Here is a 26,928-nt window from a genome sequence, read left to right on the forward strand (position 1 = left end):
CGCTTCCGTCACGGATCTATCGCCTGCCCGTGCATTGACTTGTGCGGGCAGGCGCTGTTCATTATTTGAACGACTCCAGTGTTCATCGCGCTGGCCGACCCGCGCCAACAAGAACGACAGGGCCATGACGAACACCGCTTTTCCGGCTCCCGATCCCGACATCGTCGCCAGGCGCGAGACCATCTGGGCGGATCTCGGGCGGCTGCTTCCCGCCGGCGGCCTGATCACCAGCGAGGAGGAGCGGCGCGCCTTCGAAACCGACGCGTTCGCCGCCTATCGCCAGATGCCGCTTGCGGTGGTGCTGCCGTCCACGACGGATGAGGTCGCGGCCGTGCTGGCCTATTGCAACCGCGAGGGCGTCAAGGTGGTGCCGCGCGGGGCGGGCACGTCGCTCGCCGGTGGCGCGATCCCGCAGGAGGACGCGGTGGTGATCGGCCTGTCGCGCATGCGCCGGGTGCTCGACATCGATTACGCCAACCGCACCGCGCGGGTGGAGGCCGGCATCACCAACCTCGCCATCAGCGATGCGGTCACGGCCGAGGGGTTCTTCTACGCGCCCGATCCGTCGAGCCAGCTCGCCTGCACCATCGCGGGCAACATCGCCATGAACTCGGGCGGCGCGCATTGCCTGAAATACGGCGTGACCACCAACAATCTCCTGGGCGTGCGCCTCGTGCTGATGGACGGCAGCGTGGTGGATATCGGCGGCGATCATCTCGATTCCCCTGGCTACGACTGGCTCGGCCTGCTCACCGGCTCGGAGGGGCAGCTCGGCATCGTCACCGAGGCGACGGTGCGCATTCTCCCCCAGGCGGAGGACGCGCGGCCGCTGCTCATCGGCTTCGCGTCGAGCGAGGTCGCGGGCGCGTGCGTGACCGCCATCATCGCGGCCGGCATCATCCCGGTGGCGCTCGAATTCATGGACGGGCCGGCGATCCGCATCTGCGAGGAGTTCGCCAAGGCGGGCTACCCGGTCGAGGCCGAGGCGATGCTGATCGTCGAGGTCGAGGGCGCGGAGGCGGAGATCGCCGACGAACTGGCGAAGATCGAGGCCATCGCCCGCCAGTTCGACCCGCTGGTGCTCAGGGTGTCGCAGTCGCCGGCCGAGAGCGCGGCGATCTGGAAAGGGCGCAAGTCCGCCTTCGGCGCCATGGGCCGCATCGCCGACTACCTGTGCATGGACGGCACCATTCCCACGGGTCAGCTCTCGCTCGTGCTGCGGCGCATCGCCGAGATCTGCGCTGAGAACGGCGTCGGCGTCGCCAACATCTTCCACGCCGGCGACGGCAACCTGCATCCGCTCATCCTCTATGATGCGGCCAAGCCCGGCGATCTGGAGCGCGCCGAGAAGGCGGGGTCCGAAATCCTCAAGCTCTGCGTCGATGTCGGCGGCTGCCTCACCGGCGAACACGGCGTCGGCATCGAAAAGCGCGACCTGATGACCTACCAGTACGGACGCGCCGATCTCGACCAGCAGATGCGGGTGCGCGCCGTCTTCGATCCGCGCTGGCTGCTCAATCCGGCCAAGGTGTTTCCGCTTGAGGCGCGTCTGCAACCATGACAACCACGGATAACGGACTGGACCGCCAAAAGGAACAACGCCCAGGGGGAGAGCGCAAGGTGGAGAACGAGAGCATCCGCGCCCCGGCGTCGGAAGCGGAAGCGGCGGACATCATCCGTCAGGCGCAGGAAGCGGGCGAGAAGCTTGCGATCGCGGGCAGGGGGTCGAAGGCCGGCATCGGCCGGCCCGGCGAGGCGGGCCGGTGCCTGAGCTCGCTCGCGCTCAGCGGCATATCCCTTTACGAGCCCTCCGAGATGGTCGCTGCCGCCTATGCGGGCACGCCGCTCTCCGTGCTCGAAGCGCATCTGGCGTCAAGCGGACAGCGGCTCACGTTCGAGCCCGCCAGTCCGGCCACGCTGTTCGGCAACGACGGCGAGCAGACCATCGGCGGCATCGTCGCCGCCAACTGGTCCGGTCCGCGCCGCATCCAGACGGGTGCCTGCCGCGACAGCCTCATCGGCGTGCGTTTCGTCAACGGCCGGGGAGAGATCGTCAAGTCGGGCGGGCGGGTGATGAAGAACGTCACCGGGCTCGATCTGGTCAAGCTCATGGCGGGCTCGTGGGGCACGCTCGGGTTTCTCACCGAGGTGACGTTCAAGGTCGCGCCCATCCCGGAGGCCGAGGCGACGCTGGCGCTCGTCGGGCTCGACGACCGGCGTGCGGTCGCCGCGCTGTGCCGGGCCATGGGATCGCCCTACGGCGTTAGCGGCGCCGCCCATGTGCCGGGCGGCTGGAGCAGCGGCGGTTCCGCCGATCCGGCGCTGACGCTGCTGCGGCTCGAAGGATCGGCGTTTTCGGTGCGCCACCGCGTCGGCGCGCTTGCCGGGCACCTTGCCGAGTTCGGCGGCCATTCGCTGCTCGAGGGCGACGACAGCCGCCTCATCTGGACGGGCGTGCGCGATTGCGCGCCCATTGCCCATCCCCACGAGCGCGCCGTCTGGCGCCTGTCGACCGCACCCACGCGCGGCCCCGACGTCGTCGCCGCCATCGCCGGGCAGCGCGACATCCGCCATTTCTACGACTGGAGCGGCGGGCTGGTCTGGCTGTCGACGCCCGCCGAGGGCGACGCCGGGGCGGCGGCGGTGAGGGGCGCGGTCGCGGCCCATGGCGGGCATGCGACGCTGATCCGCGCGCCTCTGGCCGTGCGGCAGAGCGTGCCGGTGTTCCAGCCCCGGACGGGTCCGCTGGCGCGGATCGCCGCCGACGTGAAACGGGCGTTCGATCCCGCAGGCATCCTGGAGGCCGGCCGCATGGAGGCGGGAGGGTGAGATGCAGACCAATTTCCGGCCCGAACAGCTCAACACGCCCCAGATGCGGGAGTCCGAAAAGATCCTGCGCACCTGCGTGCACTGCGGCTTCTGCACCGCGACCTGCCCGACCTACCTGCTGCTTGGCGACGAGGCGGATTCGCCGCGCGGGCGCATCTACATGATCAAGGAGATGCTGGAGAGCGGCAAACCCGCCACCGAGGCGGTGGTCACGCACATCGACCGCTGCCTCTCGTGCCTGTCGTGCATGACGACCTGCCCGTCGGGCGTGCACTACATGCATCTCGTCGACCACGCGCGCGCCCACATCGAGACGACGTGGCGCCGGCCATGGGCCGACAGGCTGGTGCGGGCGCTGATCGCCCGCGTCCTGCCGTACCGCGAGCGGTTTCGTCTCGCCCTGCGGGCGGCCGCCGTGGCGAGGCCCCTCTCGCGGCTGATCGCCGGTATTCCCGGGGTGGGCGGAAGGCTCGGTGCGATGCTCGCGCTCGCCCCCGCGCAGATACCCGCCGCCGATGCCAACGGCCGGCGGGTGATACCGGCGGAGGGAGCGCGCCGGGGCCGCGTCGCACTGCTGGGTGGCTGCGCGCAGCCGGTGCTCGATCCCGGCATCAACGCCGCCGCCGTGCGCCTGCTGGCGCGCAACGGCATCGAGGTCGTTCTTGCGGACGAGGGCTGCTGCGGCGCGCTGGTGCACCACATGGGCCGCGAGGCGCAGTCGCACGCCCTCGCCCGGCAGGCCATCGCGGCCTGGACGCGCGAGATCGACGGCGAAGGTCTCGATGCGATCATCATTACCGCCTCGGGCTGCGGCACGACGATCAAGGATTACGGCTTCATGTTCCGCGACGATCCCGAATGGGCGCAGCCGGCCGCGCGCGTCTCGGCGCTCGCCCGCGACATCACGGAATATGTTCCGGCGCTGAGCCTCGACTGGCCGAACGCGGGCCTTGCCACGGTCGCCTATCACTCGGCCTGTTCGATGCAGCACGGCCAGCAGATCCGCGAGGAACCCAAGACCCTGCTCAAGGCCGCCGGATTCAAGGTCAGGGACGTGCCGGAAGGCCATATCTGCTGCGGATCGGCGGGCACGTACAACATGCTCCAGCCGGAGCTCTCCGCCCAGTTGCGCGATCGCAAGGTGGCCAATATCGGCAGGACCCGCGCCGACATCGTCGCGACCGGCAACATCGGCTGCATAACCCAGATCAGGCAGGGACTGGCGGTCGCCGGCGAGGGGACCCCGGTGCTGCATACGATCGAATTGCTGGACTGGGCCAACGGCGGCCCGCGCCCGTCCGCCCTGTCCGCGCTCGCTGCCGCCGGGGCGGATGCAGCCGTGGACGGCCCAAGCGCGGCGATTTCCGCCTGAACGGGCCGTTTGTGCGGCGCCGCACTCCATTAACTGTACGCTCACCACGATCGAGGCGGGCGGAACCACTTTTTCGTGTGTTGCGCGGGTAGCGACTTGCTCGCAGGCGCGGAAAAGGCCAAACTGAAACGTGGTATTCGGATCGGCGTTTCGCCGGATTCGCGATCGGGGAAGTTGCCGGTGGCTTGGATGTCTATTGCGCGCCTTGGGCGCCTCGCTGTGTTCGCGTCCGCTTTGACCAGCCTCGGCATTGCGCATGCCACCGCGCGCACGTCGGTCATCGACAATATCCTGCCGGAGTACACGCCGGCCGAATCGCTCGACGGCAATTTCCTCGCCGCCAACATCGCCGGTGCGTCCCGGAACACCGAGGCGGCGACGATCTATTACCGCGAGGTGCTGCGCGACGATCCGCGCAACGCCCCGCTGCGTGAGCGCGCATTCCTGGCGTTTCTCGCCAATGGCTCGTTTTCCGAAGCCGGCGCCGTTGCCCGCAATATCGCCCGGGCCGACCGCGAGAACGGCCTTGCGCAGCTCGTGCTGGGCGTCGACGCGCTCAAGAAGGGCCAGTACGCGACCGCGCGCCGTTTCTTCAATCGCGCCGGAGGCGGCCGTTCCGGCGATATCACCGCAACGCTTCTGAACGCCTGGAGCTGGGCAGGGTCGAAGAATTTCCCCGAAGCCGTGGGAACCGTCGACCATCTCAGCGGCGAGACCATCTACAACGCGTTCCGCGATTATCACGCCGGCCTGATCGCCGCCTATCTCGGCAGCACCCGCCAGGGGGAGGAGCGTTTGCGCGCCGCCCACAGCGCCGAGGGAACGGCCTTGCACGTCGTCGATGCCTTCGGCCGCATCCTGTCGCGGCGGGGAAAGGCCGATGAGGCGAAGGCCGTCTACGAAAAGTTCAACGCGCTGGTGCCGCGCCATCCCGTGGTGCGCCATGCCCTGGCGGAACTCGCCGCCGGCCGCAGGCTCGCCCCCCTCGTTTCGACGCCCCAGCAGGGCGCCGCCGAAGTCCTGTACGGACTGGGCACCCTCGGCAACGGGCAGGGCGACGAGATCGGCGCGCTGATCTATCTCAATCTGGCGCTCCACCTCGATCCCAACCACGCCTTCGCCTCTTTGGCCCGGGGCGAGATTCTGGGGCGCCTCGGACAGTACGAATCGGCCGTCGCGGCCTTCAATAAGGTGCCGGTGAATTCGCCGATGCGCGTTGTCGCCGATGTGCAGATTGCCAGTTCGCTCAACGCGCTGGAGCGCTACGACGACGCCATCGCCTTTCTGCAGGGCGTCCTGAAGCGTGAGCCCGACAATATCGACGCGCTGTCGGCGCTGGGCAGCGTGCAGCGGGTCCGCAAGCTGTACGCGGAAGCCGCCGAGACCTATACGCACGCCATTTCCCTGATCAAGGAGCCCGATGCAAGCCATTGGGAACTGTTCTATTTCCGTGGCATCGCCTATGAACGCGCCAAGGAATGGCCCAAGGCGGAGGCCGATCTCAAGAAGGCGCTCGAGCTCGCCGGCGACTCCATCGGCAGCAACAGCGCGCATATCCTGAACTATCTGGGCTATTCCTGGGTCGACCGGAACGAGAACGTGGACGAAGCGCTTGCCATGCTCAAGCGCGCCGTGGAGCTGCGGCCGCGGGACGGCTACATCGCCGACAGTCTGGCCTGGGCCTATTACCGGCTCGGCCGCTATGAGGACGCGGTGAAGGAATTGGAGCGCGCGATCGAGCTGAAGCCTTCCGAATCGGTCATCAACGATCATCTGGGCGATGCGTACTGGCGGGTCGGCCGCCGCATCGAGGCCGTGTTCCAGTGGAACCATGCCCGCGACCTCGACCCGGAGCCCGAGGATCTGCCAAAGATCCTTGACAAGATCAAGAACGGGTTGCCGGACGAGGACAAGAAGGACAGCCGCGCGGTCGAAAAGAAATCGGACAAGATCATCAAGGTGGAGAACGCCGCCCGCGACAAGACCCGGGAGCAGAACAAGCCTGACGAGCCCCGGAAGCCCGCCGACTGAACGTAGCCGGCCGGCCGCCGTATTCGATGGGCCACGGATGACGATCGTTCTTGCGGAGCGCGCTCCGGCGAAGATCAACCTGACGCTTCACGTGCTCGGCCGGCGCCTGGACGGCTATCATGAGCTCGACAGTCTCGTGGTGTTTTCGGGTTTCGGCGATGCGCTGCGGCTTCTGCCCGGCCCGACGCTGTCGCTTTCCGTCGACGGCCCGACAGCAGAGGCGGCCGGTGCGGGCGGCGACAATCTCGTGCTGCGGGCGGCGCGCGCCCTGATGGCGCGGCGCGACGGCCTCAGGACTGGCGCTTTTTTTCTCACCAAGCGGTTGCCGGTCGCGGCCGGCATTGGCGGCGGCTCTTCCGACGCCGCCGCCGCATTGCGGCTGCTCGCGCGCGCCAATGATATCGCCATCGACGATCCGGTGCTGCATGAGACCGCGCGCGCCACGGGTTCGGACGTGCCCGTCTGCCTGGAGCCGCGCGGGCGGCGCATGTCCGGCGCGGGCGAGCGGATCGGCGAGGCGCTCGGTCTGCCGGCGCTTTGCGCCGTGCTGGTCAACCCGCGTGTCGCCGTGGCGACCCCGCAAGTCTTCGCCGCACTTGCGTTGCGCAACGGCGAGAGCGTCGCCGGGGCGGAGCACCCATCGGTGGCGCGCGGCATCTCCCGGCAGGAGCTGGCCGATCTGCTGGCGCGGGCGAGGAACGACCTCGAAGCCCCCGCGTCACGGCTTGCGCCCGTCATCAGCGAAGCGCTGGCGATGCTGCGCGGCATTCCGGGTTGCGGGCTCGCGCGCATGTCCGGGTCCGGCGCGACCGTGTTCGGACTGTTCGACGGCCGCTGCGACGCATCGCGGGCGGCGCGCATTCTCGCCCGCAGCCGTCCCGACTGGTGGGTGAGGCCGGCTGTATTGCGCTAGCCCGAGCAGTGGAAGGGCGAGAACCCGGCCGGCATGTCTGCCGCCGGCTCGAAGGTTCCCGTACTCGGATCGCGTATCAGCAACTGCCCGTTGCCGATGCCGAAATAGGCGCCGTGCAGGAAGGTGTCGCCACGCGCAACCGCCGCGGCGACGAACGGAAACGTCAACAGGTTCTTCAGGCTGAGTTCGACGGAAGCCAGTTCCAGCAGGCGCAGATAGGCGGCGCGGTCCTGATTCCTGCGCGCCTCGATCGTCTGTGCGGCGGGAGCGATCTGCGACATCCAGTTGCCGATGAAATCGCTGGTGCTCAAGGGCTTGCTCTCGTCGGCGAAGGCGCGGATGCCGCCGCACGAGGCATGGCCGAGCACGACGATGTGCTTCACCTTCAGCGCCTGCACGCCGAATTCGAGCGCGGCGCTGGTGCCGTGCTGGGAATGACGGTCGGTGTCATAGCTCGGCACCAGATTGGCGACGTTGCGCACCACGAGCAGTTCACCCGGCGAGGCGTCGAAGATCACTTCGGGGGAGACGCGCGAGTCGACGCAACTGATCACCATGATCTCAGGGCTCTGCCCACTTTGCGCCAACGCCTCGTAGCGCGACCGCTCGCTGCTGAACCGCCCCCCGATGAACGACAGATATCCTTCCTTCAGTTTCTTCGGAAACATGAATATCCTTTTCTGAAAGCTTCGGAATCCGGGCTGCTGTATGGCTTGCCGGCGCCTTCATGCATGGGGGCCAGCTTATAGCAACGGCCCGGAAAATGGATTCGTTTCCATGGAAAAAGTCGACCTGAAAGCGCCGTGCGGCGTCCGTCAGGCCGCGCGCCTGCCGAGCGGCGCGGTCACATCGCGCAGCCAGGCGCGCGTCTCAGCGTCGACGAGGGGAGAGATTACGTCGCGGACGCGGGCGTGGTAAGCGTCGAGCCAGGCGGTCTCGGCGTCGCTGAGCAGCGCGGCGTCGATCAACGACCGGTCGATGGGCGCGAGCGTCAGCGTTTCGAAGCCGAGCGTCGGGCGCTCCGCTCCCGGCACCCTGCGCTCTTCCACCACCAGCAGATTCTCGGTACGGATGCCGTAATGCCCTTCGCGGTAGTAACCCGGTTCGTTCGACAGGATCATGCCGGGTTCGAGCACCACATGACCCAGCTTCGAAATCCGCTGGGGTCCCTCGTGGACGGACAGGTATGAGCCGACGCCGTGGCCCGTGCCATGGTCGAAATCGACGCCTGCCTCCCACAGGGCGCGACGCGCGAACGGATCGAGCTGCGCGCCCGTCGTTCCGGCCGGAAACACCGCCGTCGCCACGGCGATATGCCCTTTCAGGACACGGGTGAAGCGGTCGCGCGCCTCGGCCGTGGGCGGACCGACCGCGATGGTGCGGGTGATGTCGGTGGTGCCGTCGATGTATTGCGCACCCGAGTCGACCAGCAGAATGCCGGGCGTCACCTGCCGGTCGCTGGCGCGCGTGACGCGGTAGTGCGGCAGCGCGGCGTTCTCGTTGGCGCCGGCGATGGTGGGGAAGGAGATATCGGCCAGCAGGCCGGTATCGCGGCGAAACTCCTCGAGCGCCTCGACCACGGCGATCTCCGTCAGGCCGCCGCGGGGCGCCTCCCGCGCCAGCCACGCGAGGAAGCGCGACACCGCCGCGCCGTCGCGCCGGTGCGCCGCGCGCGCGCCCTCGATCTCGCGCCGGTTCTTGACGGCCTTGAGGCGTGTGATCGGGTCGAGGCCGACATCGAACGTCGCCTCCGCCAGGGTCACGATCTGCTGCAGGGCGAACGCACCCGTGTCCTGATCGATTCGAAGCCTGATCGTCCTGTCCGACTTCTCGTTGAGGTCGGCGATGGCCCTGCCGAGCGCCTCGCGCCGGCCGGCCGCCGTGACGGAAGCTGTTTCGTTCGGCCCGTGCTCACCCTCCGTCACGTCCGCGACCTCCGCAACGGCCCGGAGCGCCACGGCGTCGAACCTGCCGGCGTCGAAAAACAGCGTCGGCCGCCCGTGCGCGGGCACGAGCGCGTAACCGAGCGCGATGGGCGTATGGGGAACGTCGCTGCCCCGGATGTTGAAGAGCCAGGCGATATTGTGCGGATCGCTCACGATCAGCCCGTCGACCTTCGCCCGGTCGAGTTCCTCGCGCAGGCGCGCCAGCTTGCTGGCTGCCGTCTCCCCCGCGACCGACAGCGGGTGCGAGCGGATCGGCGCCTGCGGTGCGGCGGGGCGGTCGCGCCACAGGGCGTCGACAGGATTGGTGGTTACCGCGACGAGCGTGCCTTCGGCTTCCGCCATCGCCTTTTCGAGACGCTTGACCTGCGCATCCGTATGCAGCCACGGGTCGTAGCCGAAGGAAACGCCCCGTGGCAGATGCTGCGTCAGCCACTTTTCGGGTGTCGTCTCGGACAGCGCCACGGGCGAGAACACGGCCTGGTCGATCTGCTCGCGCACCTGGATGGTGTACCGCCCGTCGACGACGATCGCGGCTTCGCTCTCGAGCACGACGGCCGTGCCGGCGGAACCGGTGAAGCCCGTCAGCCACGCCAGCCGCTCCGCGCCGGGAGGGACGTATTCGCCCTGATGCTCGTCGGCGCGCGGCACGATGAACCCCGCGAGCCCGTGCCTGGCAAGGATCTCCCGCAACGCGGCGAGCCGCGCGGCGGACGCTGACGCCGTGGCGGAAGCGGGTTCGTCAAAAGACTGGAAGAGGCTGCTCATGAAACGGCTTCCCGCGGCGATTCGTTTTCCTGATGTCAAGGTGAGCGTAACCCGATACGCTCCGGACGGGCACCCCGGGCGGACGAAATCGCTGCCGACTTTAACAGCACATGCGTTGACGCCGAAGCCCACAGTTCTTAGTGTCGGCGCCCTGTCAGCATGATTGCAACCATTGACGTGCGCCCCGCCGGAATCGACGCGGGCGCTTCCTGCCGAAAGAGATGTCCCATGATTGCCCCGCTCGAACTTGATCCCGCGCTCGTCGAGGCCGCCCGGACCTCGGCCGCCTGGCCGTTCGAGGAAGCGCGAAAACTGGTGGTGCGGCTCGAGCGGCAGCAGCGCATCGACGCGGATGGCGCACCGGTCGGCAATACGCAAGTGCTGTTCGAGACGGGCTACGGCCCCTCCGGCCTGCCGCACATCGGCACGTTCGGCGAAGTGGCGCGCACCTCGATGGTGCGGCATGCGTTCCGCGTGCTCACGCAAGATCGCATTCCGACAAGGCTCATCGCCTTTTCCGACGATCTCGACGGGCTGCGCAAGGTGCCCGACAACATCCCGAACAAGGAACTCGTCGCGCGCCACCTCGGCCGGCCGCTCACGCAGGTGCCCGACCCCTTCGGCACGCACGAGAGCTTCGGCGCGCACAACAACGCCCGCCTGCAGACGTTTCTGGACGCCTTCGGCTTCGACTACGAGTTCCGCTCCGCGACGCAGGCCTACAGGAGCGGCGTCTTCGACGCCACCCTCCTGCGCATGCTGCGCGACTACGACGCCGTCATGCAGGTGATGCTGCCGAGCCTGCGGGCCGAGCGGGCGCAGAGCTATTCGCCGTTCCTGCCCATCCACCCGAAGACCGGCATCGTCATGCAGGTGCCCGTCGACGAGGTGCGCGCGGATGCCGGGACCATCGTCTGGCGGGATCCCGACACGGGCGAGCGCTACGAGACCCCGGTCACCGGCGGCAACGTCAAGCTGCAATGGAAGCCTGACTGGGCCATGCGCTGGGTGGCGCTCGGCGTCGACTACGAGATGGCGGGCAAGGACCTCATCGACTCGGTCAAGCTGTCGGGCCAGATCGCGCGTATTCTCGGCGCGGAACCGCCGGAGGGCTTCAACTACGAGCTGTTCCTCGACGAGCACGGCACCAAGATCTCGAAGTCGAAGGGCAACGGCCTCAGCATCGACGAATGGCTGACCTACGGCACGCCGGAAAGCCTCGCGCTGTTCATGTACAACAAGCCGCGCGAGGCGAAGCGGCTCTACTTCGACGTCATCCCGCGCCACGTCGACGACTATCTCGCCTTCCTCGGCAACTACGGCCGGCAGGAATGGAAGCACCGGCTCGGCAATCCCGTGTGGCACATCCATGCGGGCGATCCGCCCGCGCCGGAGACGATCGCCGCTCCGCTCGGCAACGGCAGCGGCACGCAGTTGAGCTTCGCCATGCTGCTCAACCTCGCAGCCGTCGCGAATTCCGAGGACAAGGCGGTGCTGTGGGGCTTCATCCAGCGCTACGCGCCGGGCGCATCGCCGCAGACGCACCCACGCCTCGACCATCTGGTGGGCTACGCGATCAACTATTTTCGCGATTTCGTCAAACCGGCCAAGACCTATGCCGAGCCGACGGAAGCGGAGCGGGCGGCGCTCGCCGACCTCGCCCGCGAGCTTGGCCTCCACGAGGGCTCGAGCGACGCCGAGGAACTGCAGAACGTCGTCTACGAAATCGGCCGCACGCATTTTCCCGACACGAGCGGCAGGACGAAGAGCCCGGACGGCCGCCCCGGTGTGTCGCAGACGTGGTTCGCGACCCTCTATCGCATCCTGTTCGGCGAGGAGCGGGGACCCCGCTTCGGCTCCTTCATCGCACTCTATGGCGTCGCGGAGACGCGGGCGCTGATCGAGGCCGGCCTGTCGGGGGAGCTCAAGCGCGCCCATGAGGCGTTTCTGGAGGCGTTTCTGGTGGGGCGCGGCAAAGCCAATGGCCGGTGAGCCCGGCTTACGGCCATCGGCCAAGCCCGCGCGGTGCCTGAGCGAAGCCCGCGCGGCATTGGCCGAAGACCGGGGCCGATGGCATGACGTCATCAGAACAGGCTCAACTGTTCGGCCGGCGGCGGCACACCCCGAAAGAGATCGGTGCGCAGCCGCGGCTGGCGTTTGAGGTAGCCGAGGCGCTTCAGCGCCAGCGTGAAGCGGTGCGCGATCATCGCCGCGTAGGGGCCGGTGCCCGTCATGCGCTCGTGCCAGCGGGCGTCGTAATCCTTGCCGCCGCGCATCTCGCGCAGCAGCGACAGCACATGGCGCGCCTTGCCCGGATAGTGCTCCATCAGCCATTCCACCACGAGATCGCGCACCTCGAGCGGCAGGCGCAGGATCACGTAACCGGCCTCGCGCGCGCCCGCCGCGTGGCCCGCCTCCAGAATGGCCTCGATCTCGCTGTCGTTGATGGCGGGGATGATCGGCGCGACCATCAGCGAGACCGGGACGCCGGCCTCGCTCAGCCTGCGGATCGTCTCCAGCCGCTTGTGGGGAGCGGCGGCGCGCGGCTCCATGGTGCGCGCCAGACGCGAATCGAGGGTCGTCACCGAGATGCCGACGCAGACGAGCCCGCGTTCCGCCATCGGCGCGAGGATGTCGATGTCGCGGGCAATGAGCGCCGATTTCGTCACGATGCTGACCGGATGCTGCAGGCGCGCCAGCACCTCCAGCACGGAACGCATGATCCGGTATTGGCGCTCGATCGGCTGGTAGGGATCGGTGTTGGTGCCCATGGCGAGCGTGCGCGGCGTATATCCGGGCCGCTTCAACTCCTTTTCGAGCAGGACGGCGGCATCGGGCTTGGCGAACAGCCGCGTTTCGAAATCGAGCCCGGGGGAGAGCCCGAGATAGGCATGGGTCGGACGCGCGAAACAGTAGACGCAGCCATGCTCGCAGCCACGATAGGGATTGAGCGAGCGGTCGAAGGGGATATCGGGGGAGGCGTTGCGCGTGATGACGCTGCGCGCCTTGTCGAGCAGCACCTCGGTCCTGATCGGCGGCAGTTCGTCCGGCTCCCCCCAGCCGTCGTCCATCGCCTCGCTTTGCGTCGCCTCGAACCGTCCCGCGGGGTTGGACACGGCCCCGCGCCCGCGCCGCCGCCGCGGATCGATCGCTGGCGGCGCGGGCGGTCCCTGAGCGTCGGCGGCGTCCGCAGTCCGCGCCGTCTTCCGGGAAGGCACACTTTGGGAAGACGGATTTTGAGAAGGTGGATTGTTGGAAGTCTCACGCATAATCTGCCATGATCTGCCGCAAAATCAGGAACGGATAACGATCTTATATAGAACATAAAAGAAACATTGTAAATGACGTCCGTGAAGAATGCGCGCCCTCTCACGCCTGCCTCGGCGCCGGGCCGGAGCGCGTCGTCGCTTAGAGCGTCCTCCGATCTCACGAAATCGGAAAACACTCTGCGATTCTTTGAGTTGAGCGAGTTCTGATCGATCAGACGATTCCGTCTGATCGGAAAGCGCTCCCGCGGTCCGGTTCGGGTAGACTTGCGTGTCATGCTGGCATGTTATCGTCAGGCGGAGCGATATCGGGGCATCCGGCAGGAGTGGACGCGATGAACGGGCAAGGGGCCGGCTCTGCCGCCGGCGGACAGGAAGCGGTATTCGCCTTTCTCGCGCGTCCCGACACTTACGGACACGACGTCTCCGTCAAGCGCATCGACACGCACGGCGCGGTGGTGTTTCTGGCCGGGCGGGACGTCTACAAGGTCAAGCGGGCCGTGCGTTATCCGTTCATGGACCTGTCGACGCTGGAAAAGCGGCACAAGGTCTGCGAGGCGGAAATCGCCGTCAACCGGGTCAACGCGCCCGATCTCTACCTCGGCGTCGTGCCGATCATCCACGGCGCCCAGGGGCTCGCGCTCGGGACGGACGGGCAGGGCGAGGGCGACGTCGCGCCCGGCAGGGTCCTGGAATGGGCCGTGCACATGAAGCGCTTCGACGAGGAGGCGACGCTCGACCGTCTCGCGGAACGCGGGGCGCTGCCCGAGGATATGACCGCCCGGCTGGCGGAAATGGCGGTGCGTGCCCACGCCGTCGCGCCGCCCGTCGCCGATCCGCAGGCGTCGGTGGCCGCGCTTGCCGGCTATGTGAGGCGCAACGCGGAAGGCATCGCGCAACGGCCGGAGATCGTTTCCGTCGACCGGGTGCTGGCGCTGAAGGCGGCGAGCCTCGCGGCGCACGAGCGGCTGCGCGCGCTGCTGACCGGCCGCGCTCGCGCCGGCTTCGTGCGCCGCTGCCACGGCGACATGCACCTGCGCAACATCGTGCTGATCGACGGCGCGCCCGTGCTGTTCGACGCCATCGAGTTCGACGAGAGCATCGCCAGCATCGATCTGCTGTACGATCTGGCGTTCCTGCTGATGGATTTGTGGGCGCGGGATCTGCAGGCCATCGCCAACGGCGTCCTCAACCGTTACCTGTGGGCGCGGGATTGCGACGCCGATATCGCCGGCCTCGCGGCCCTGCCGCTGCTGCTGAGCGTGCGCGCGGGCGTGCGCGCCATGGTCGACGTCGCCGGCCTGCAGTACTTCGAGGGCGAGCAGCTGGCGCAGGCGATGGAGGAAGCGCGCGGGTATGTCGAACTCGCCGAACGCTTCATCGCGCCGCCGCCGCCGCGGCTGATCGCCGTCGGCGGACTGTCGGGCACGGGCAAGAGCACGCTGGCGCGCCATCTCGCACCCCACGTGCCCGGCAGCGCGGGAGCCGTGCATCTGCGCAGCGATATCGTGCGCAAGAACCTTTCAGGCGTCGGCGAAACCGTCCGGCTGCCGCCGGAAGCCTACGGTCCGGACGTGACGGAGGCCGTCTACGCGAAGCTGCGCCAGCTGGCACGGGAAGCGCTGCGCGCCCGGCAGAGCGTCATCGTCGACGCGGTGCACGCCAGGGAAGCCGAGCGCGACACACTCGAGGCGATCGCCCGCGAGACGGGCGCGGATTTTGCCGGCCTCTGGCTGGAAGCCCCCCTCGGCGTCCTCGAGGCGCGCGTGACGGAGCGGGTCGGCGATGCGTCGGATGCGGACGCCGGCGTGGTGAGAGGGCAGGCGCGCTACGCCCTAGGCGACATCCGGTGGCGGCGGCTGTCGACGGATGGCGCGCCCGGCGACGTCACGGCCAGAGCCCGCGAAGCGCTCGGCCTCGACTGAGCAATACCCGGTCTCAACGGGCCTCGCTCGCGCTCCCCATCGACAACGGGGAGCGTTGACATGGCTGCCGCGCCGAGTTCCGCAAGCTCAAAATCCCTCGACTATTATCAATCCCGAGGTTTCCTGGAAACTCTCATATGCTCGCTGCATCGTTCGGCACTTATCGACAGACTAAAAGATAGATAATATTGAGATACACGAAACTTAGAAAAAATATATTCAATATACATAGCAATTTAGAACAAAATTTTATTTACAAATAATCATATCATGTTTTTATGAAGTTTTATATTTTGTACATATAAATATATATTGAATTTATTGCAATATATTTATATTATTATCCCTTTCAAATGCGAATTATAATTTCGCTTTATAGGTTCAGAATCTCGATTTTTTGTGATATGCATCCGCAACATACAACCTTAGGGATATACTTCCGGGGAGTGGTAAGTCGTGTCCGCTGGATCGTCGGGCTTTCTGTCCAGGTCCGAGGCGGCAGTGGTGCTTTGGGAGGGTGCGGGGTGATTACGGGATCTGAAGCGTTCGTTGTTCGTCGCCGGAAAGACAGCACTATTCTGAGTCGTGTCAGCATGATCGCCCTGATCGTCGGGGCGGCCGCATGCGGCGGCGAAGCCATGGCCGATGACAACACGGTCAGGGAAATCAGCCACGGCAAGAACGGGGCGGCGTGGTACTGGCAGTCCAGGCCGGGCGGCGGAAGGGAAGCCATCTTCCCCACTGCAGGCGAACATGCCCCGGATGTCGAGCTGTCCAACCCGGTCTCGAACCTGACTACGCCGGCGAAGACGACGGCGGTCGAGGTCGGCTCCGTCGGCGGCAACGGCCAGATCGGCGATGGCTACACGGCGGGCGGCATCAGCGGCAGCACGTTCTATTCCCTGCCGGGTACGGACGGCGGAAACGGCGGAAACGTCTATCTGGAGCAAACGGGCGAACTCGCCGGCTTCGGCAGCCAGGCGTCCGACAAGGCGCTCCTGAGCATCTACTCGATCGGCGGCTACGGCGGCATCAGCCACTCGCAGGACCGCATCGAGTCCGGCAGGGGCGGCGCCGCCGGCACGGTCACGCTCGACATGCAGGCCGATATGAGGGTGGTGGGCAACCACTTTGCCGGCATATGGGCGAAGTCGGAAGCGGGGCAGACCGGACGCAACTACACCGGCACCCCGATCGAGGGCGGCGTGCCGGCCGTGAACGTCGGCAAGTATCCCGGCGTGAACGGCAATACGGTCTCGGTCGTGGTAGGCGCGCAGGTGACCATCTCCACGCAGGAGGATACCGCGGAAAGGGACCCCACGAAGCGCGGCTATGCGCCGGCCGTCATCGCCGAATCGATCGGCGGCGCGGGTATCGACGGCGCGACGATCCGCAGCCTGCTGCCGGGGGCCGGCAATGGCGGCACGGTCACGTTCGAGAACCACGGCCACATCATGACGGACGGCAACGTGTCCACCGGCGTGCTGCTGCAATCGGTCGGCGGCCGCGGCGGACGCCAGATGAAGTCCGTGAGCCATGGCAACACCAGCACCAGCGCCGGCGGCGGAAGTGGCGGACATGCGGGGCACGGCGGCGAGGTCAAGGCGCTGCAGGCGGGCACGATCGAAACGATGCAGGATTACTCGTTCGGCATCGCTGCCTTCTCGATCGGCGGCGGCGGCGGCAGCGGCGCCTCGGGGTTCGGCGGCGTGCAGGGCGGTGACGGCGGCAATGCCGGCAACGGCGGCACGGTGGACGTGATCAACAGCGGCCTGATCACCACCCACGGCAAGGGATCCGTCGGCCTTTCGGCGCAGAGTCTCGGCGGCGGCGGGGCGCTGAACGCCTTCCAGCGCGCGAGCCTCACGCCCGGATCGTCGACCGGCGGCGGCACGGCCGGCGGCGGCTACGCGGCGTTCTTCGGCGCGGGCACCGGCGGACGGGGCGGCGCCGGCGGCGACGGCGGCATCGTTTCCGTGACCAACGACGGCACGATCGAGACCGGCGGCGAATCCGCCTTCGGCATTCTGGCGCAGAGCGTCGGCGGCGGCGGCGGCAGCGGCGGCCGGTCCTCGACGGCCTTCAGCATTCTGCTCGGCAGCGCCACCGGCGGCGACGGCGGCGGAGGTGGCCATGGCGGCGTGGTCAAGGTCAATCCGTCGGACATCCCCGAAGACGCCGACGCTCCGTTCATCAAGACCACCGGCAATCTGGCGAGCGCCATCCTGGCGCAGAGCGTCGGCGGCGGCGGCGGTGCCGGCGGCGACGCGAAAGCCGTATCGACGGGCGTCATCGCCGCCATCTCGATCGCTGTCGGCGGCGCCGGCGGCAAGGGTGGCGACGGCGGCAGCGTCTACGTCGACAACACGTCGGTCATCGAGACAGCGGGCAAGGAGGCCCACGGCATCGAGGCCAGAAGTGTGGGCGGCGGCGGCGGCAAGGCCGGCAACGCGAGCGCCTACGCCATCGGGGTGGCTCCGCCGCCCTATCCGTCGCTGAGCCTCACCTGGGCGGTCGGCGGCTCGGGCGGCGAGGGCGGGGCGGGCGGCACCGTGTCGGTGGCGAACCTGTCGCGGATCACCACGATCGGCGAGAAGGCCTACGGCGTCTTCGCCACCAGCATCGGCGGCGGCGGCGGCAACGCGGGTTCCGCCTCGGCGGTTTCGGACGTGATCGGCTTCACGCGGAATTTCGCCTTCGGCGTGTCCATCGGCGGGTCGAGCGACGGCGGCGGCAACGCCGATCTCGTCAACGTCCTCAACGCCAACGCCATCGAGACGCAGGGGAAATTCGCCACCGGCATCCTCGCCGCCAGCATCGGCGGCGGCGGCGGCGACGGCGGCGTGGGCACGGCCTCCGCCAGCAAGGGCGTATCGAATATGAGCTACCTCTCCACCATCGTGGAGGACGGTATGCCGATAGCCGATGCGTGGACGGCGAAGGTCGCCATCGGCGGCTCGGGCGGCAAGGGCGGCAGCGGCGGCCAGGTCATCGTCGACAACTACGGCAGCATCGTCACCCGCAACGACCAGTCCAAGGCCATCATCGCCCAGTCCATCGGCGGCGGCGGCGGCACGGGCGGCGGCTATCTGAGCATGGGGTCGAGCGAGCGGACGGGCAGCCTCAACATCGGCGGCAGCGGCGGTGAGGGCGGTGCCGGCGGAGCGGTGAATGTCGGCAATGCCGACGATGCCGTCATCGCAACCTTCGGCGACGGATCGGCGGCGATCTTCGCCCAGAGCGTGGGCGGCGGCGGCGGCGACGGCGGCGCCCTGGCCGGAAGCACCAAGGCGGCGCCCTCGCTCAAGAACGCGGTGAAGGCGACCGACGCGGTCTTCCAGTTGACCGACGATCTGTTCAAGATCAACAAGCGCATCGTCGACCAGTTCGGCAACCCGGCTCTCGCGCGCGAGGAAGCCTCGTTCTTCGACAAGAAGAGCTCCGCGCAGGAGAAGCTGAAGTCGGCGAAGACCGTCTTCTCCATCGTCAAGGCGGGCTGGGCCTCCGTGAAGGATTCCATCAAGCAGAACGAAAAAATCCGGGAACAGAACATCATCAACGCGAAGGAAGGCAAGCCGCTCATCCCCGAAATTCCGGTGGGCGAGACCATCGGCAAGGCCGTCTACGAATCGGCGAAAAGCGGCGCGCTGAGCTACGTCATTAAGGAGCTGAGCGACAAGCTCAAGGACGGACTGACGGCATTGACGGGCAAGATCGACAACACCAAGGCGACCGTCGCCGTCAACGTGAGTATCGGCGGCACCGGCGGCAAGGGCGGCGACGGCGGCCCCGTCACGATCGATAACCGGGGCGGCATCCAGACCCACGGCGCGATTTCCTACGGCATCTTCGCCCAGTCCATCGGCGGCGGCGGCGGTAGCGGCGGCGGCGCGGTCACCTCGGGCGCCAACTGGTACAATGTCGACGTCTCGATCGGCGGCAACGGCTCGCAGGGCGGCGTCGGCGGAACGGTGAACGTGACCAACGACGGCGTCATCGAGACGCTCGGCCGCGGTTCGTTCGGCATCCTCGCCCAGTCCATCGGCGGCGGCGGCGGTCTCGGCGGCGCGGCGGTGAATGCGGACGCGGTCACGGCGGTCTCGGCTACCTTCAACGTCGGCGGCAAGAACGAGGTGTTCGCCAGCGGCGGCAGAGTGGAAATAACCAACGCCGGCACCATCAGGACATCCGGCAAGGAAGCGCACGCGATCGCGGCCCAGTCGATCGGCGGCGGCGGCGGCGCGTTCTTCATCGATCGCGGGTCGCTCGTGTCCGCCGACGCCCTCGCCGACTCCCAGGAGGCGCTCGAGGCGCTCAGGGAGGCTAACGAACTCCTCAAGGAACTCGATCTGGGCACGATCGGCGACGACGGGTCGCATGGCGGAAAGGCCGGCCCCGAAATCGGCACGGTCATCCCGCCGATCAGCATTTCCGCCAATATCGGCGGCCGGGCGCGCAGCAACGACGCTGCCGGCAAGAACGGCGGCGACGGCGGCTCCGTGAAGGTCGTCCATGCGGGAGCCATCGAGACGTCGGGCCTGGGCGCGATCGGCATTCTCGCCCAGTCGATCGGCGGCGGCGGCGGTTTCAGCGCCGATACTACCGCGCTGGGGTCTGCATCCTTCAAGACGGTGCTCGGCGGCACCGGTGGCACCAGCGGCAACGGCGGCCATGTCGACATCGTCTTCGACAAGTCCGCGAGCATCAGGACCAGCGGCGACGGTGCGATCGGTGTCCTCGCGCAATCGATCGGCGGCGGCGGCGGCTATACCGGCACCGGCGCGGGCGCGTTCCAGTTGGCCACGCCGCGGGAGTGGCAAAGCTGGAACAGCATACCGGGTTTCATCGCCCCCGGATTCAGCGGCGGATACTGGATGACGCATCACGACGGCGCGACCGGCAACGGCAGCACCATCAACATCGGAATGAGTGGGCCCGACGCCAGGATCGACATCGCCACGACCGGCGAACGCGCGCACGGCATCTTCGCCCAGTCGATCGGCGGCGGCGGCGGCTATGGCTTCGACGTCAACGGCGGCAACGTGCCGTACAACAGCAGCGCCGCGAGCCGGGATGCGTCGATGCGCGGTTTCGGCGGCGTGGTCAACATCGACACGAGGGGCGATATCGTCGCCTCGGGGCGCGATTCCTACGGCATCTTCGCCCAGAGCGGTGTCCAGAAGGTCGATGGATCGATCGATCTGGCCCGCATCACCGGGGGCTACAACCGGATCGTTCACGCCGGCCGGATCGAGGGCGGCTCGGGCGAAGGTGCGGCGATCCGCGTCGACGGCGGCACGGAAACGACCATCAGGCTGTTGCCCGGATCCCACGTGAGCGCCCAGTCGAACATGGCGATCATCGGCTCCACCGGGAAGTATACGATCGACAACCACGGCAAACTGGTGGGGGGGATCAGGTTCAGCGGGAATCCGTCTGCCAGTCTCTTCCATAACCACAGGGAGGGTGTCTACGAAAGCCGGGGCCAATCCGAATGGATATTCTACAATGGCGGCGTGGGGCTCAACGAGGAGATCAATCTGGGCGAGAACGGCATTTTCCGCAACGAGGGCACGCTCGACATCGCCGGCGAGGGGGCGATCGGCCGGCTGACCATCAACAAGGGCGCGAAAATCGAGCTCGGCGGCGTCATGCTGGTCGATATCGACCGTCCGGCGAGAGAGTACAAGGTTTTTGCCGACAATGTGTCCGGCGGTCGCGTCGAGATACGCGACGTCGTCATTCAGCCCCGGATCGGACAGAATCTGAACAAGGGGCGGATCTTCGTGATCTCGGGCGATACCATCAGCAACCAGAATGCGGTCCGGGTCGTCAACACCGAGGGATCGCCGGTTTCCTGGGGCCACACGAGCGACAACACGACGGTCTGGATCGAGCCGACGGCCGATTTCGTCGGCGCGGTGTCGGGTCCGGTGACGACCAGCGAAATGGCCCTGCTGCAGGCCCTGCAGCGCGCATGGGACGCCCAGTCGAGCCCGGAGACGCGGATTTTCGCATCGCTCGCCAAGGCCGGCTCGGCCGCCGACTACCTCGAGATCGTGGACAGGATCTCTCCCGAGGAGAAGCAGCATCCCGCGGTGCTTCAGGCGCTGAACGCGCGCGGCTCGCTGTCCCACGCCCTGAGCTGCCCGGTGTTCGCCGATACGGGCACCATCATCAACGAAAGCCAGTGCGTGTGGGGCAGCGTGACCGGATCGCGCACCATGCGCTTCGAGTCCAGGGACAACAACGGCTACCGCAACGATGCGCTGAGCTATCGCGTCGGCGGGCAGTGGGAGATCGCGCCGGACTGGTTCCTGGGGGCGACCGCGGCCTACAACACCGACTGGCTGCAATCGCGCGATCGCGGCACCCGGGCGGACGGCAAGGGGGCGGACGTCTCCATCGCGCTCAAGCACCAGATCGGCGCATGGTACTTCGCTGGCGCCGTGCATGCCGGCTATCACGGCAGCGACTTCACGCAGTCGTTCATGGTCGGCGACGAGTGGTGGTCGTCGAAAATCGATACGAAAACCTGGACCTTCGGCCTCCGCGGCCGGGCGGCCTACGAATTCGCCTTCGACGAATGGTATGTGCGCCCCTATGTCGACGTCGACGCCATCCACGCCTACATGCCGGGCTACATCGCCTCCGGCTCCGGGCCGGCGAGGCGGGTCGACCCGATGCGCGAATGGACCTTCGCGGTGAGCCCCGCCGTCGAGCTCGGCGTCCGCAAGAACCTGGAATCGGGCGGCTGGCTGCGGCCTTACGTCAGCGTCGGCGGGACCTACTTCAAGGACCACGGCCTCAGCACGAAAGTCCGCTTCGTCGATGGGGTGGAGGAGGGGATCGCGTTCGAGTCGACCAGCCATCTGCCCCGCTACGTCTTCGACGTCGGCGCGGGCGTGCAGTTCCTGTCCAAGGACAGCTTCGAGGTGCGGGGCGAGTACAAGGCCCAGATCGGCAAGGACTTCCTCAACCAGAAGGCCAGCCTGCGCGCCGCGATCCATTTCTGATCGCGGCCTGCGCCCGCCGGAGGCCGATATCCGGCGCGGCGCGGGCCATACGCGACGGCCTGCGCCGTCAGACGGGTGCCAGCGGCGGGCGGGCGTGCTTCCTGAGCATATCGACGAATTGCCGCGCGATCGCCGTCGGCGGTCCGCCGGCGCGCGTCACGATCCCGAACGGCGGATTGCCCGCGGTGAGCGTCAACGGCAGCACGTGGAGCAGCTTCTCCGGGGCGAAGAAGGCGCAGACATCGGCGGGCAGAAGCGCGACGAGGCCGGGGTCCTGGCTCAGAAGCGAGACGGTCGCGAAGGTCGAGGAAGTCTCGATCAGGTTGGACGGCATGATCATGCCCGCGTCGGCAATGGCCCGCTCGAGCAGCACGCGCAGCGGCATGAGGCTCGGATAGACGATCCAGCCGTATGGCTCCAGATCCTGCAGGTGGACGCGCTTTCTGCGCGCCAGGGCATGCCCGGCGCCCACGGCGAGGCGCAGGGGTTCCTCCCAAAGCGGCTCATAACGGTAGAGCGCTGGATTGGGGCTGACCAGCACCCGCCCGATGGCGACATCGAGATGCCCCTGATCGAGCGCTTCCAGCAGCTTCGCGCTGGTGTCCTCCGCGATGTGGATCGCGATTTCGGGCGCGGCGCGCCGCAATTCGAGAACGGCCTGGGTGAGGACGCGCGGCACCGCCCCCATGATGGTGCCGACGGACAGCCGGCCGCTGCGGCCGCGCTGGATGTTGCCCATCTCGTCGCACATGGATTCGACATCCGCCCGCAGCAGCCACGCATAGCGGATGACGCATTGTCCCATCTCATTGGGAACGATGCCGGTTCGCGACCTCTCGAACAGCGGCGTGCCGATGACGGCCTCGATCTCGGCCAGCGCCTTGCTCGCCGCCGACTGGGTCATCGACAGGTCGGCGGCGGCGCGGCGCAGCGAGCGATGCTGGTCGAGCGCGATCAGCAGACCCAGCTGCCGCATGCGCAGACGGCCGAATATCCTGGCGGCGGATGCAATCATGGCTTCGTGTCCGTCATCGACAACCGCCTCCGGATGCCGGAGGCCGGGTGACCTTATCGCTGAATCGCGATCGCTCTGTCTCCTTTATCTATCTGATTGCCGCACGGGTTGTTCCCCGGAAAGTGCCCGGGGGCGTCAGCGCATCAGCCCCGGGCGTTACCGGCCCCAGCGGAGCGCGAGCGGATCGAGGCGCCGGGCAACGTCAAGCAGTCCCGCGCGCGTGGCCGGGTGCATCGGCGCGATGGGATGACGCGGCGCCTCGCAGGCGATCACGCCGCCTTCCTTCATCAACGCCTTGCAGGCCAGCAGCCCCGCCTGACGGTTCTCATAGTTGATGAGCGGCAGCCACCGCTCATAGAGCGCATAGGCTTCGTCCCGCCGCCCGTCGCGATGCGCCTCGATGATGGGGCGCAATCCGTCCGGATAGGCGCCGCCCGTCATCGCCCCGGTGGCCCCCGCGTCGAGGTCGGGCAGCAGGGTGATGGCCTCTTCGCCGTCCCATGGCCCCTCCACGGCATCGCCGCCGAGCCGGATCAGCTCGCGAAGCTTCGCGGCGGTTCCGGGCGTCTCGATCTTGAAGTAGGAGACCTGCTCGATCTCCCTTGCCATGCGCGCCAGGAACGCCGCCGGCAACTGGGTGCCGCTGATGGGCGCGTCCTGGATCATGATCGGTATCCCGATGCGATCCGACAGACGGGCGTAGAACTCGAAGATCCTGTCCTCGGTGGCGCGCAGCGTCGCGCCGTGATAGGGCGGCAGCACCATCACCATCGCCGCTCCGAGTGTCTCGGCCTCGGCGCTGCGCTCGGCGCAAACATGCGTGCTGAAGTGGGAGGTCGTCACGATCACCGGCACCCGTCCGGCGACGTGTTCGAGGATGGCGCGGGTCAGAATGCCGCGCTCGTCGTCGGAAAGCAGGAACTGCTCGGAAAAGTTCGCCAGAATGCAAAGGCCGTCCGAACCCGCGTCGATCATGAAATCGACGCTGCGGCGCTGGCTCTCGAGATCGAGCGAGCCGTCTTCATTGAAGGTGGTGGGAACGACGGGGAAGATGCCGCGATAGCGGGCGGGTCTGGCGGTTGTCATGCAACGATCCTCAACTGGTGGCGCCCATGGCGAAACCGGGCAGGGCGTGTGTGATTGCGTCCGGACGTTCGAACGCGGCGGATGCCGTCCACGGTCGACGGATCGGAATGCTTGCCGCCGCATCCTCGTCCCGGCCGGTCTTTTCGTGCACGGGCATTTCCCGAAGAGCGGCGCGGCTTACCCGCCGGGATCATGCCCCCCGGACAGGAACCCCGGAAATCCCGTCATATCAACATGTTGATGAGAAATTCCGATACCTCCCGTCAGGCGTTTCTGCCTCGTTCTTATGTCACGATAGTAGGAAGCGCCGGATGGGGTGTCAAATGAAGTGTTTCCATAAGGTGATCGCTAAATCGACTATATATCGCCGTCCGCTCGCCCGGCTGGACCGCCCCTCTCAAGGCGACTATCCTGGGCGACGGCGGCGAACGGCGCCAGCATGCGCGCAATGAAGAGAACGGAGACGATCATGACGGACGAGGAGCGTTTCCTGCGCGAGGCCATCGAACTGGCGTATGCGAATATCGGGAAAGGCGGCCGCCCCTTCGGCGCGGTCGTCGTCAAGGACGGCGCGGTCATCGCGACCGGGGTCAACGAGGTCTACCTCACCAGCGATCCCACCGCGCATGCGGAGATGACGGCCATCCGCGCCGCCAGCCGCAAGCTCGGCTCACCCGGGCTCGAAGGCTGCGCGGTCTATGCCAGCGGCCATCCGTGCCCGATGTGCATGGCAGCGATGCGGCTCTCCGGCGTCGGCGAGGTCGCCTATGCCCACTCCCTCGACGACGGCGCCCCGTTCGGACTGTCGACGGCGGCGATCTATGCGGAACTGGCCCGGCCCTTCGCCGAACAGTCCATGAAGATCCGCTATGTGCCGGTCCGGCTGGAATCGCACCCGAACCTCTACGCCGACTGGAAGCGGAGCCAGGACGGGCGGGCGTAGGGATTTGGAGGTCGAGGCAGGGCGTTATAGTTCGTCGGCTGTCAACAAAGGCATTTCGGCGCTGATCGGCTTCGCGGCTCTCGCCTCCGGCGGCAGCCGCTATTCCGGGCATGTCAACGACGATGGCAACATCAGCGGGACCACCGAAGGTGGAGGGGAATGGAGCGCCTCGCGTCCGGGCGGGTGAGTACCGCCCGCGTCGCAACCCCGCGCCTCCACGGCGGCGATGGTGAACAATGACCAATGGTAGAGGATGCGAGCGCGGGCCGGGCTCGACAGCGCGGAAACGCCATGACGACCTGACGGGATAGCTGATTGATGTCCCACGTTAGAATTATTGCGCATATAAGGATGAGATAATTTAATTTGACACGTGGCGTTGATGCGAATGGAATAATCTCCAGAATAAGTATTACGAGCTGTGCAGAGATATGCCGTGACGATCTCAGAAATACTATCCAAGTTTTCCATAGATTTAAGCTTCAGTGATATTCCCGGCGAGGTCACGAGCAAGGCGAAGGAACTGATCCTGGATGGTGCTGGAATTGCGTTGGCCTCCAGCACATATTCCTTTGCCGACGCCACGCTGGCCGGGTTGCGCCGTTTCGGCGAGGGGAGCGAGCCGGTCATCGGCTGCGGCGCTCGTCTCGCCCTGCGCGACGCGGCGCTGATGAACGGCATTCTGGTCCACGGCCTCGACTATGACGACACGCATCTCGAAGGCGTGGTGCACCCGACATCAAGCTGCTTCCCCTGTGCCATGGGGCTTGCCGGTTTCCTCGATCGATCCGGAAGCGACTTCCTGGCCGCCTATATCGCCGCACTGGAGGTGTCCGGCCGGCTTGGCAAAGTCGCCAAGGGCGAGCTCAACCAGGTCGGGTTCCATCCCACGGGGGTCATTGCGGCCTTCGGCTGTGCCATTGCTGCCAGCCGCCTCTTCGGACTGGACGCGGAAAAGACCACCATGGCCCAGGGCATCGTTCTGAGCATGGCGGCAGGATCGCGGGAATACAGTGCCGACGGATCGTGGAGCAAGAGGCTGCATCCCGGATGGGCCGCTGTCGGCGGCATTACGGCTGCCGGTCTCGCTGCCGAAGGCTTCACCGGTCCGCGTACGGCCTACGAGGGAAAGTTCGGCCTCTATGCCACGCACCTGGGAACGCAGGGGAGAACCTATGACCTGTCCGCAGCGACCGCCGGCTTTTTCGACGTCTGGGAAACATTGGGCATTGCGATAAAGCCGTTCCCGGCCTGCCAGCTCAGCATTGCCTGCATCGACGCGGCGCTGGCGCTCGCCCGCAACCACGCGATCGATCCGCTGGCAGTCGAGCGGATCGAGGCTGTGATCCCGCCGCACGCGGTGGCCATCGTCTGCGAGCCCGTGGAAAGACGGCTGCGGCCGGAATCCGCCTATGCGGCGCAGTTCAGCCTGCCATTCGTGATCGCCTGCGCGCTCGTGCACAAGCGGATGGGGCTTGCGGAACTCCAGCTCTTCGATGACGCAGCGCTTCTCGATCTCGCTGCGAAGGTCACCTATCGCGTCGACCACAACACCAATTACCCCCGGCATTTTTCCGGGGAGGTGATCGTCAATCTGAAGGACGGACGCGTTCTCTCCCATCGGGAAGAGGTCAATCGCGGGGCCCGGGAACGGCCGGTCAGTGCCGAGGATGTAGAGGACAAGTTCTTCCAGAATGCGGAATTGGCCGTGGACAGGCAAACGGCTGTCCGCATCCGGGATCTCATCCTGTCGATCGAGAAAACACCAAACGTCAGGGAACTGATCAGGGAACTGGCAATCGCAAAACAATAATCGCCACG

Annotated in this window: 15 protein-coding genes; 10 read left to right on the forward strand and 5 right to left on the reverse strand. The window is 67.0% G+C overall.

The features are described from left to right. Positions 1-124 precede the first annotated feature (124 nt). The 5 genes from ACUSIJ_RS12145 to ACUSIJ_RS12165 all read left to right on the forward strand — a co-directional run bounded on the left by ACUSIJ_RS12145 (position 125) and on the right by ACUSIJ_RS12165 (position 7,145). Positions 125-1,561 (forward strand): FAD-linked oxidase C-terminal domain-containing protein, encoded by a 1,437-nt coding sequence (locus ACUSIJ_RS12145; RefSeq protein ID WP_449308652.1) that lies wholly within the window; start codon positions 125-127, stop codon positions 1,559-1,561. A 59-nt stretch (positions 1,562-1,620) separates the two neighbouring features. Beyond that, positions 1,621-2,829 (forward strand): FAD-binding protein, encoded by a 1,209-nt coding sequence (locus ACUSIJ_RS12150; protein ID WP_449308653.1) that lies wholly within the window; start codon positions 1,621-1,623, stop codon positions 2,827-2,829. 1 nt (position 2,830) lies between these two features. Next, positions 2,831-4,201, forward strand: a complete 1,371-nt coding sequence (glcF, locus tag ACUSIJ_RS12155; protein WP_449308654.1) for a glycolate oxidase subunit GlcF — start codon at positions 2,831-2,833, stop codon at positions 4,199-4,201. Positions 4,202-4,390: 189 nt separating this feature from the next. Beyond that, positions 4,391-6,232, forward strand: coding sequence for a tetratricopeptide repeat protein (locus ACUSIJ_RS12160; RefSeq protein WP_449308655.1), 1,842 nt, complete (start codon positions 4,391-4,393; stop codon positions 6,230-6,232). A gap of 37 nt (positions 6,233-6,269) precedes the next feature. Beyond that, on the forward strand, positions 6,270-7,145 hold the full coding sequence (locus tag ACUSIJ_RS12165; RefSeq protein ID WP_449308656.1) for a 4-(cytidine 5'-diphospho)-2-C-methyl-D-erythritol kinase: 876 nt from the start codon (positions 6,270-6,272) through the stop codon (positions 7,143-7,145). Here the strand turns inward: ACUSIJ_RS12165 and ACUSIJ_RS12170 are convergent. Next, the gene (locus ACUSIJ_RS12170) at positions 7,142-7,813 is read right to left on the reverse strand and encodes a carbonic anhydrase (RefSeq protein ID WP_449308657.1); all 672 of its coding nucleotides are present in this window, start codon (positions 7,811-7,813) and stop codon (positions 7,142-7,144) included. The two genes, ACUSIJ_RS12165 and ACUSIJ_RS12170, sit on opposite strands and share 4 nt — an antisense overlap. A 147-nt stretch (positions 7,814-7,960) precedes the next feature. Beyond that, positions 7,961-9,856, reverse strand: a complete 1,896-nt coding sequence (locus ACUSIJ_RS12175) for an aminopeptidase P family protein (protein ID WP_449308658.1) — start codon at positions 9,854-9,856, stop codon at positions 7,961-7,963. 228 nt (positions 9,857-10,084) lie between these two features. On the opposite strand from ACUSIJ_RS12175, the gene ACUSIJ_RS12180 reads away from it, so the two are divergent. Continuing rightward, positions 10,085-11,848: a lysine--tRNA ligase gene (locus ACUSIJ_RS12180; RefSeq protein WP_449308659.1), complete on the forward strand. Its 1,764-nt coding sequence runs from the start codon at positions 10,085-10,087 to the stop codon at positions 11,846-11,848. Positions 11,849-11,940: 92 nt separating this feature from the next. Here ACUSIJ_RS12180 and ACUSIJ_RS12185 read toward each other — a convergent pair whose 3' ends face one another. Further along, a complete protein-coding gene (locus tag ACUSIJ_RS12185) occupies positions 11,941-13,125 on the reverse strand; it encodes a PA0069 family radical SAM protein (protein ID WP_449308660.1) in 1,185 nt (394 codons plus the stop codon). A gap of 332 nt (positions 13,126-13,457) precedes the next feature. Here ACUSIJ_RS12185 and ACUSIJ_RS12190 point away from each other — a divergent pair, with 332 nt between their 5' ends. Both ACUSIJ_RS12190 and ACUSIJ_RS12195 read left to right on the forward strand, forming a co-directional pair. Then, a complete protein-coding gene (locus tag ACUSIJ_RS12190) occupies positions 13,458-15,047 on the forward strand; it encodes a bifunctional aminoglycoside phosphotransferase/ATP-binding protein (RefSeq protein WP_449308661.1) in 1,590 nt (529 codons plus the stop codon). A gap of 593 nt (positions 15,048-15,640) precedes the next feature. Continuing rightward, entirely contained in the window at positions 15,641-22,063 is a 6,423-nt protein-coding gene (locus tag ACUSIJ_RS12195) for an autotransporter outer membrane beta-barrel domain-containing protein (RefSeq protein ID WP_449308662.1), read from the forward strand. Positions 22,064-22,130: 67 nt separating this feature from the next. On the opposite strand, the gene ACUSIJ_RS12200 is transcribed toward ACUSIJ_RS12195, so the two are convergent. Both ACUSIJ_RS12200 and ACUSIJ_RS12205 read right to left on the reverse strand, forming a co-directional pair. Next, positions 22,131-23,078, reverse strand: a complete 948-nt coding sequence (locus ACUSIJ_RS12200) for a LysR family transcriptional regulator (protein WP_449308663.1) — start codon at positions 23,076-23,078, stop codon at positions 22,131-22,133. 156 nt (positions 23,079-23,234) lie between these two features. After that, complete coding sequence (locus ACUSIJ_RS12205) at positions 23,235-24,164, reverse strand: dihydrodipicolinate synthase family protein (RefSeq protein WP_449308664.1); 930 nt, start codon at positions 24,162-24,164, stop codon at positions 23,235-23,237. 469 nt (positions 24,165-24,633) lie between these two features. Between ACUSIJ_RS12205 and ACUSIJ_RS12210 the strand changes: the two genes are divergently transcribed. Continuing rightward, positions 24,634-25,107 (forward strand): nucleoside deaminase, encoded by a 474-nt coding sequence (locus ACUSIJ_RS12210; protein WP_449308665.1) that lies wholly within the window; start codon positions 24,634-24,636, stop codon positions 25,105-25,107. Between the two features lie 436 nt (positions 25,108-25,543). Beyond that, positions 25,544-26,920 (forward strand): MmgE/PrpD family protein, encoded by a 1,377-nt coding sequence (locus ACUSIJ_RS12215; RefSeq protein WP_449308666.1) that lies wholly within the window; start codon positions 25,544-25,546, stop codon positions 26,918-26,920. Positions 26,921-26,928 lie beyond the last annotated feature (8 nt).

It is taken from the genome of Pseudochelatococcus sp. B33, from assembly GCF_053570585.1.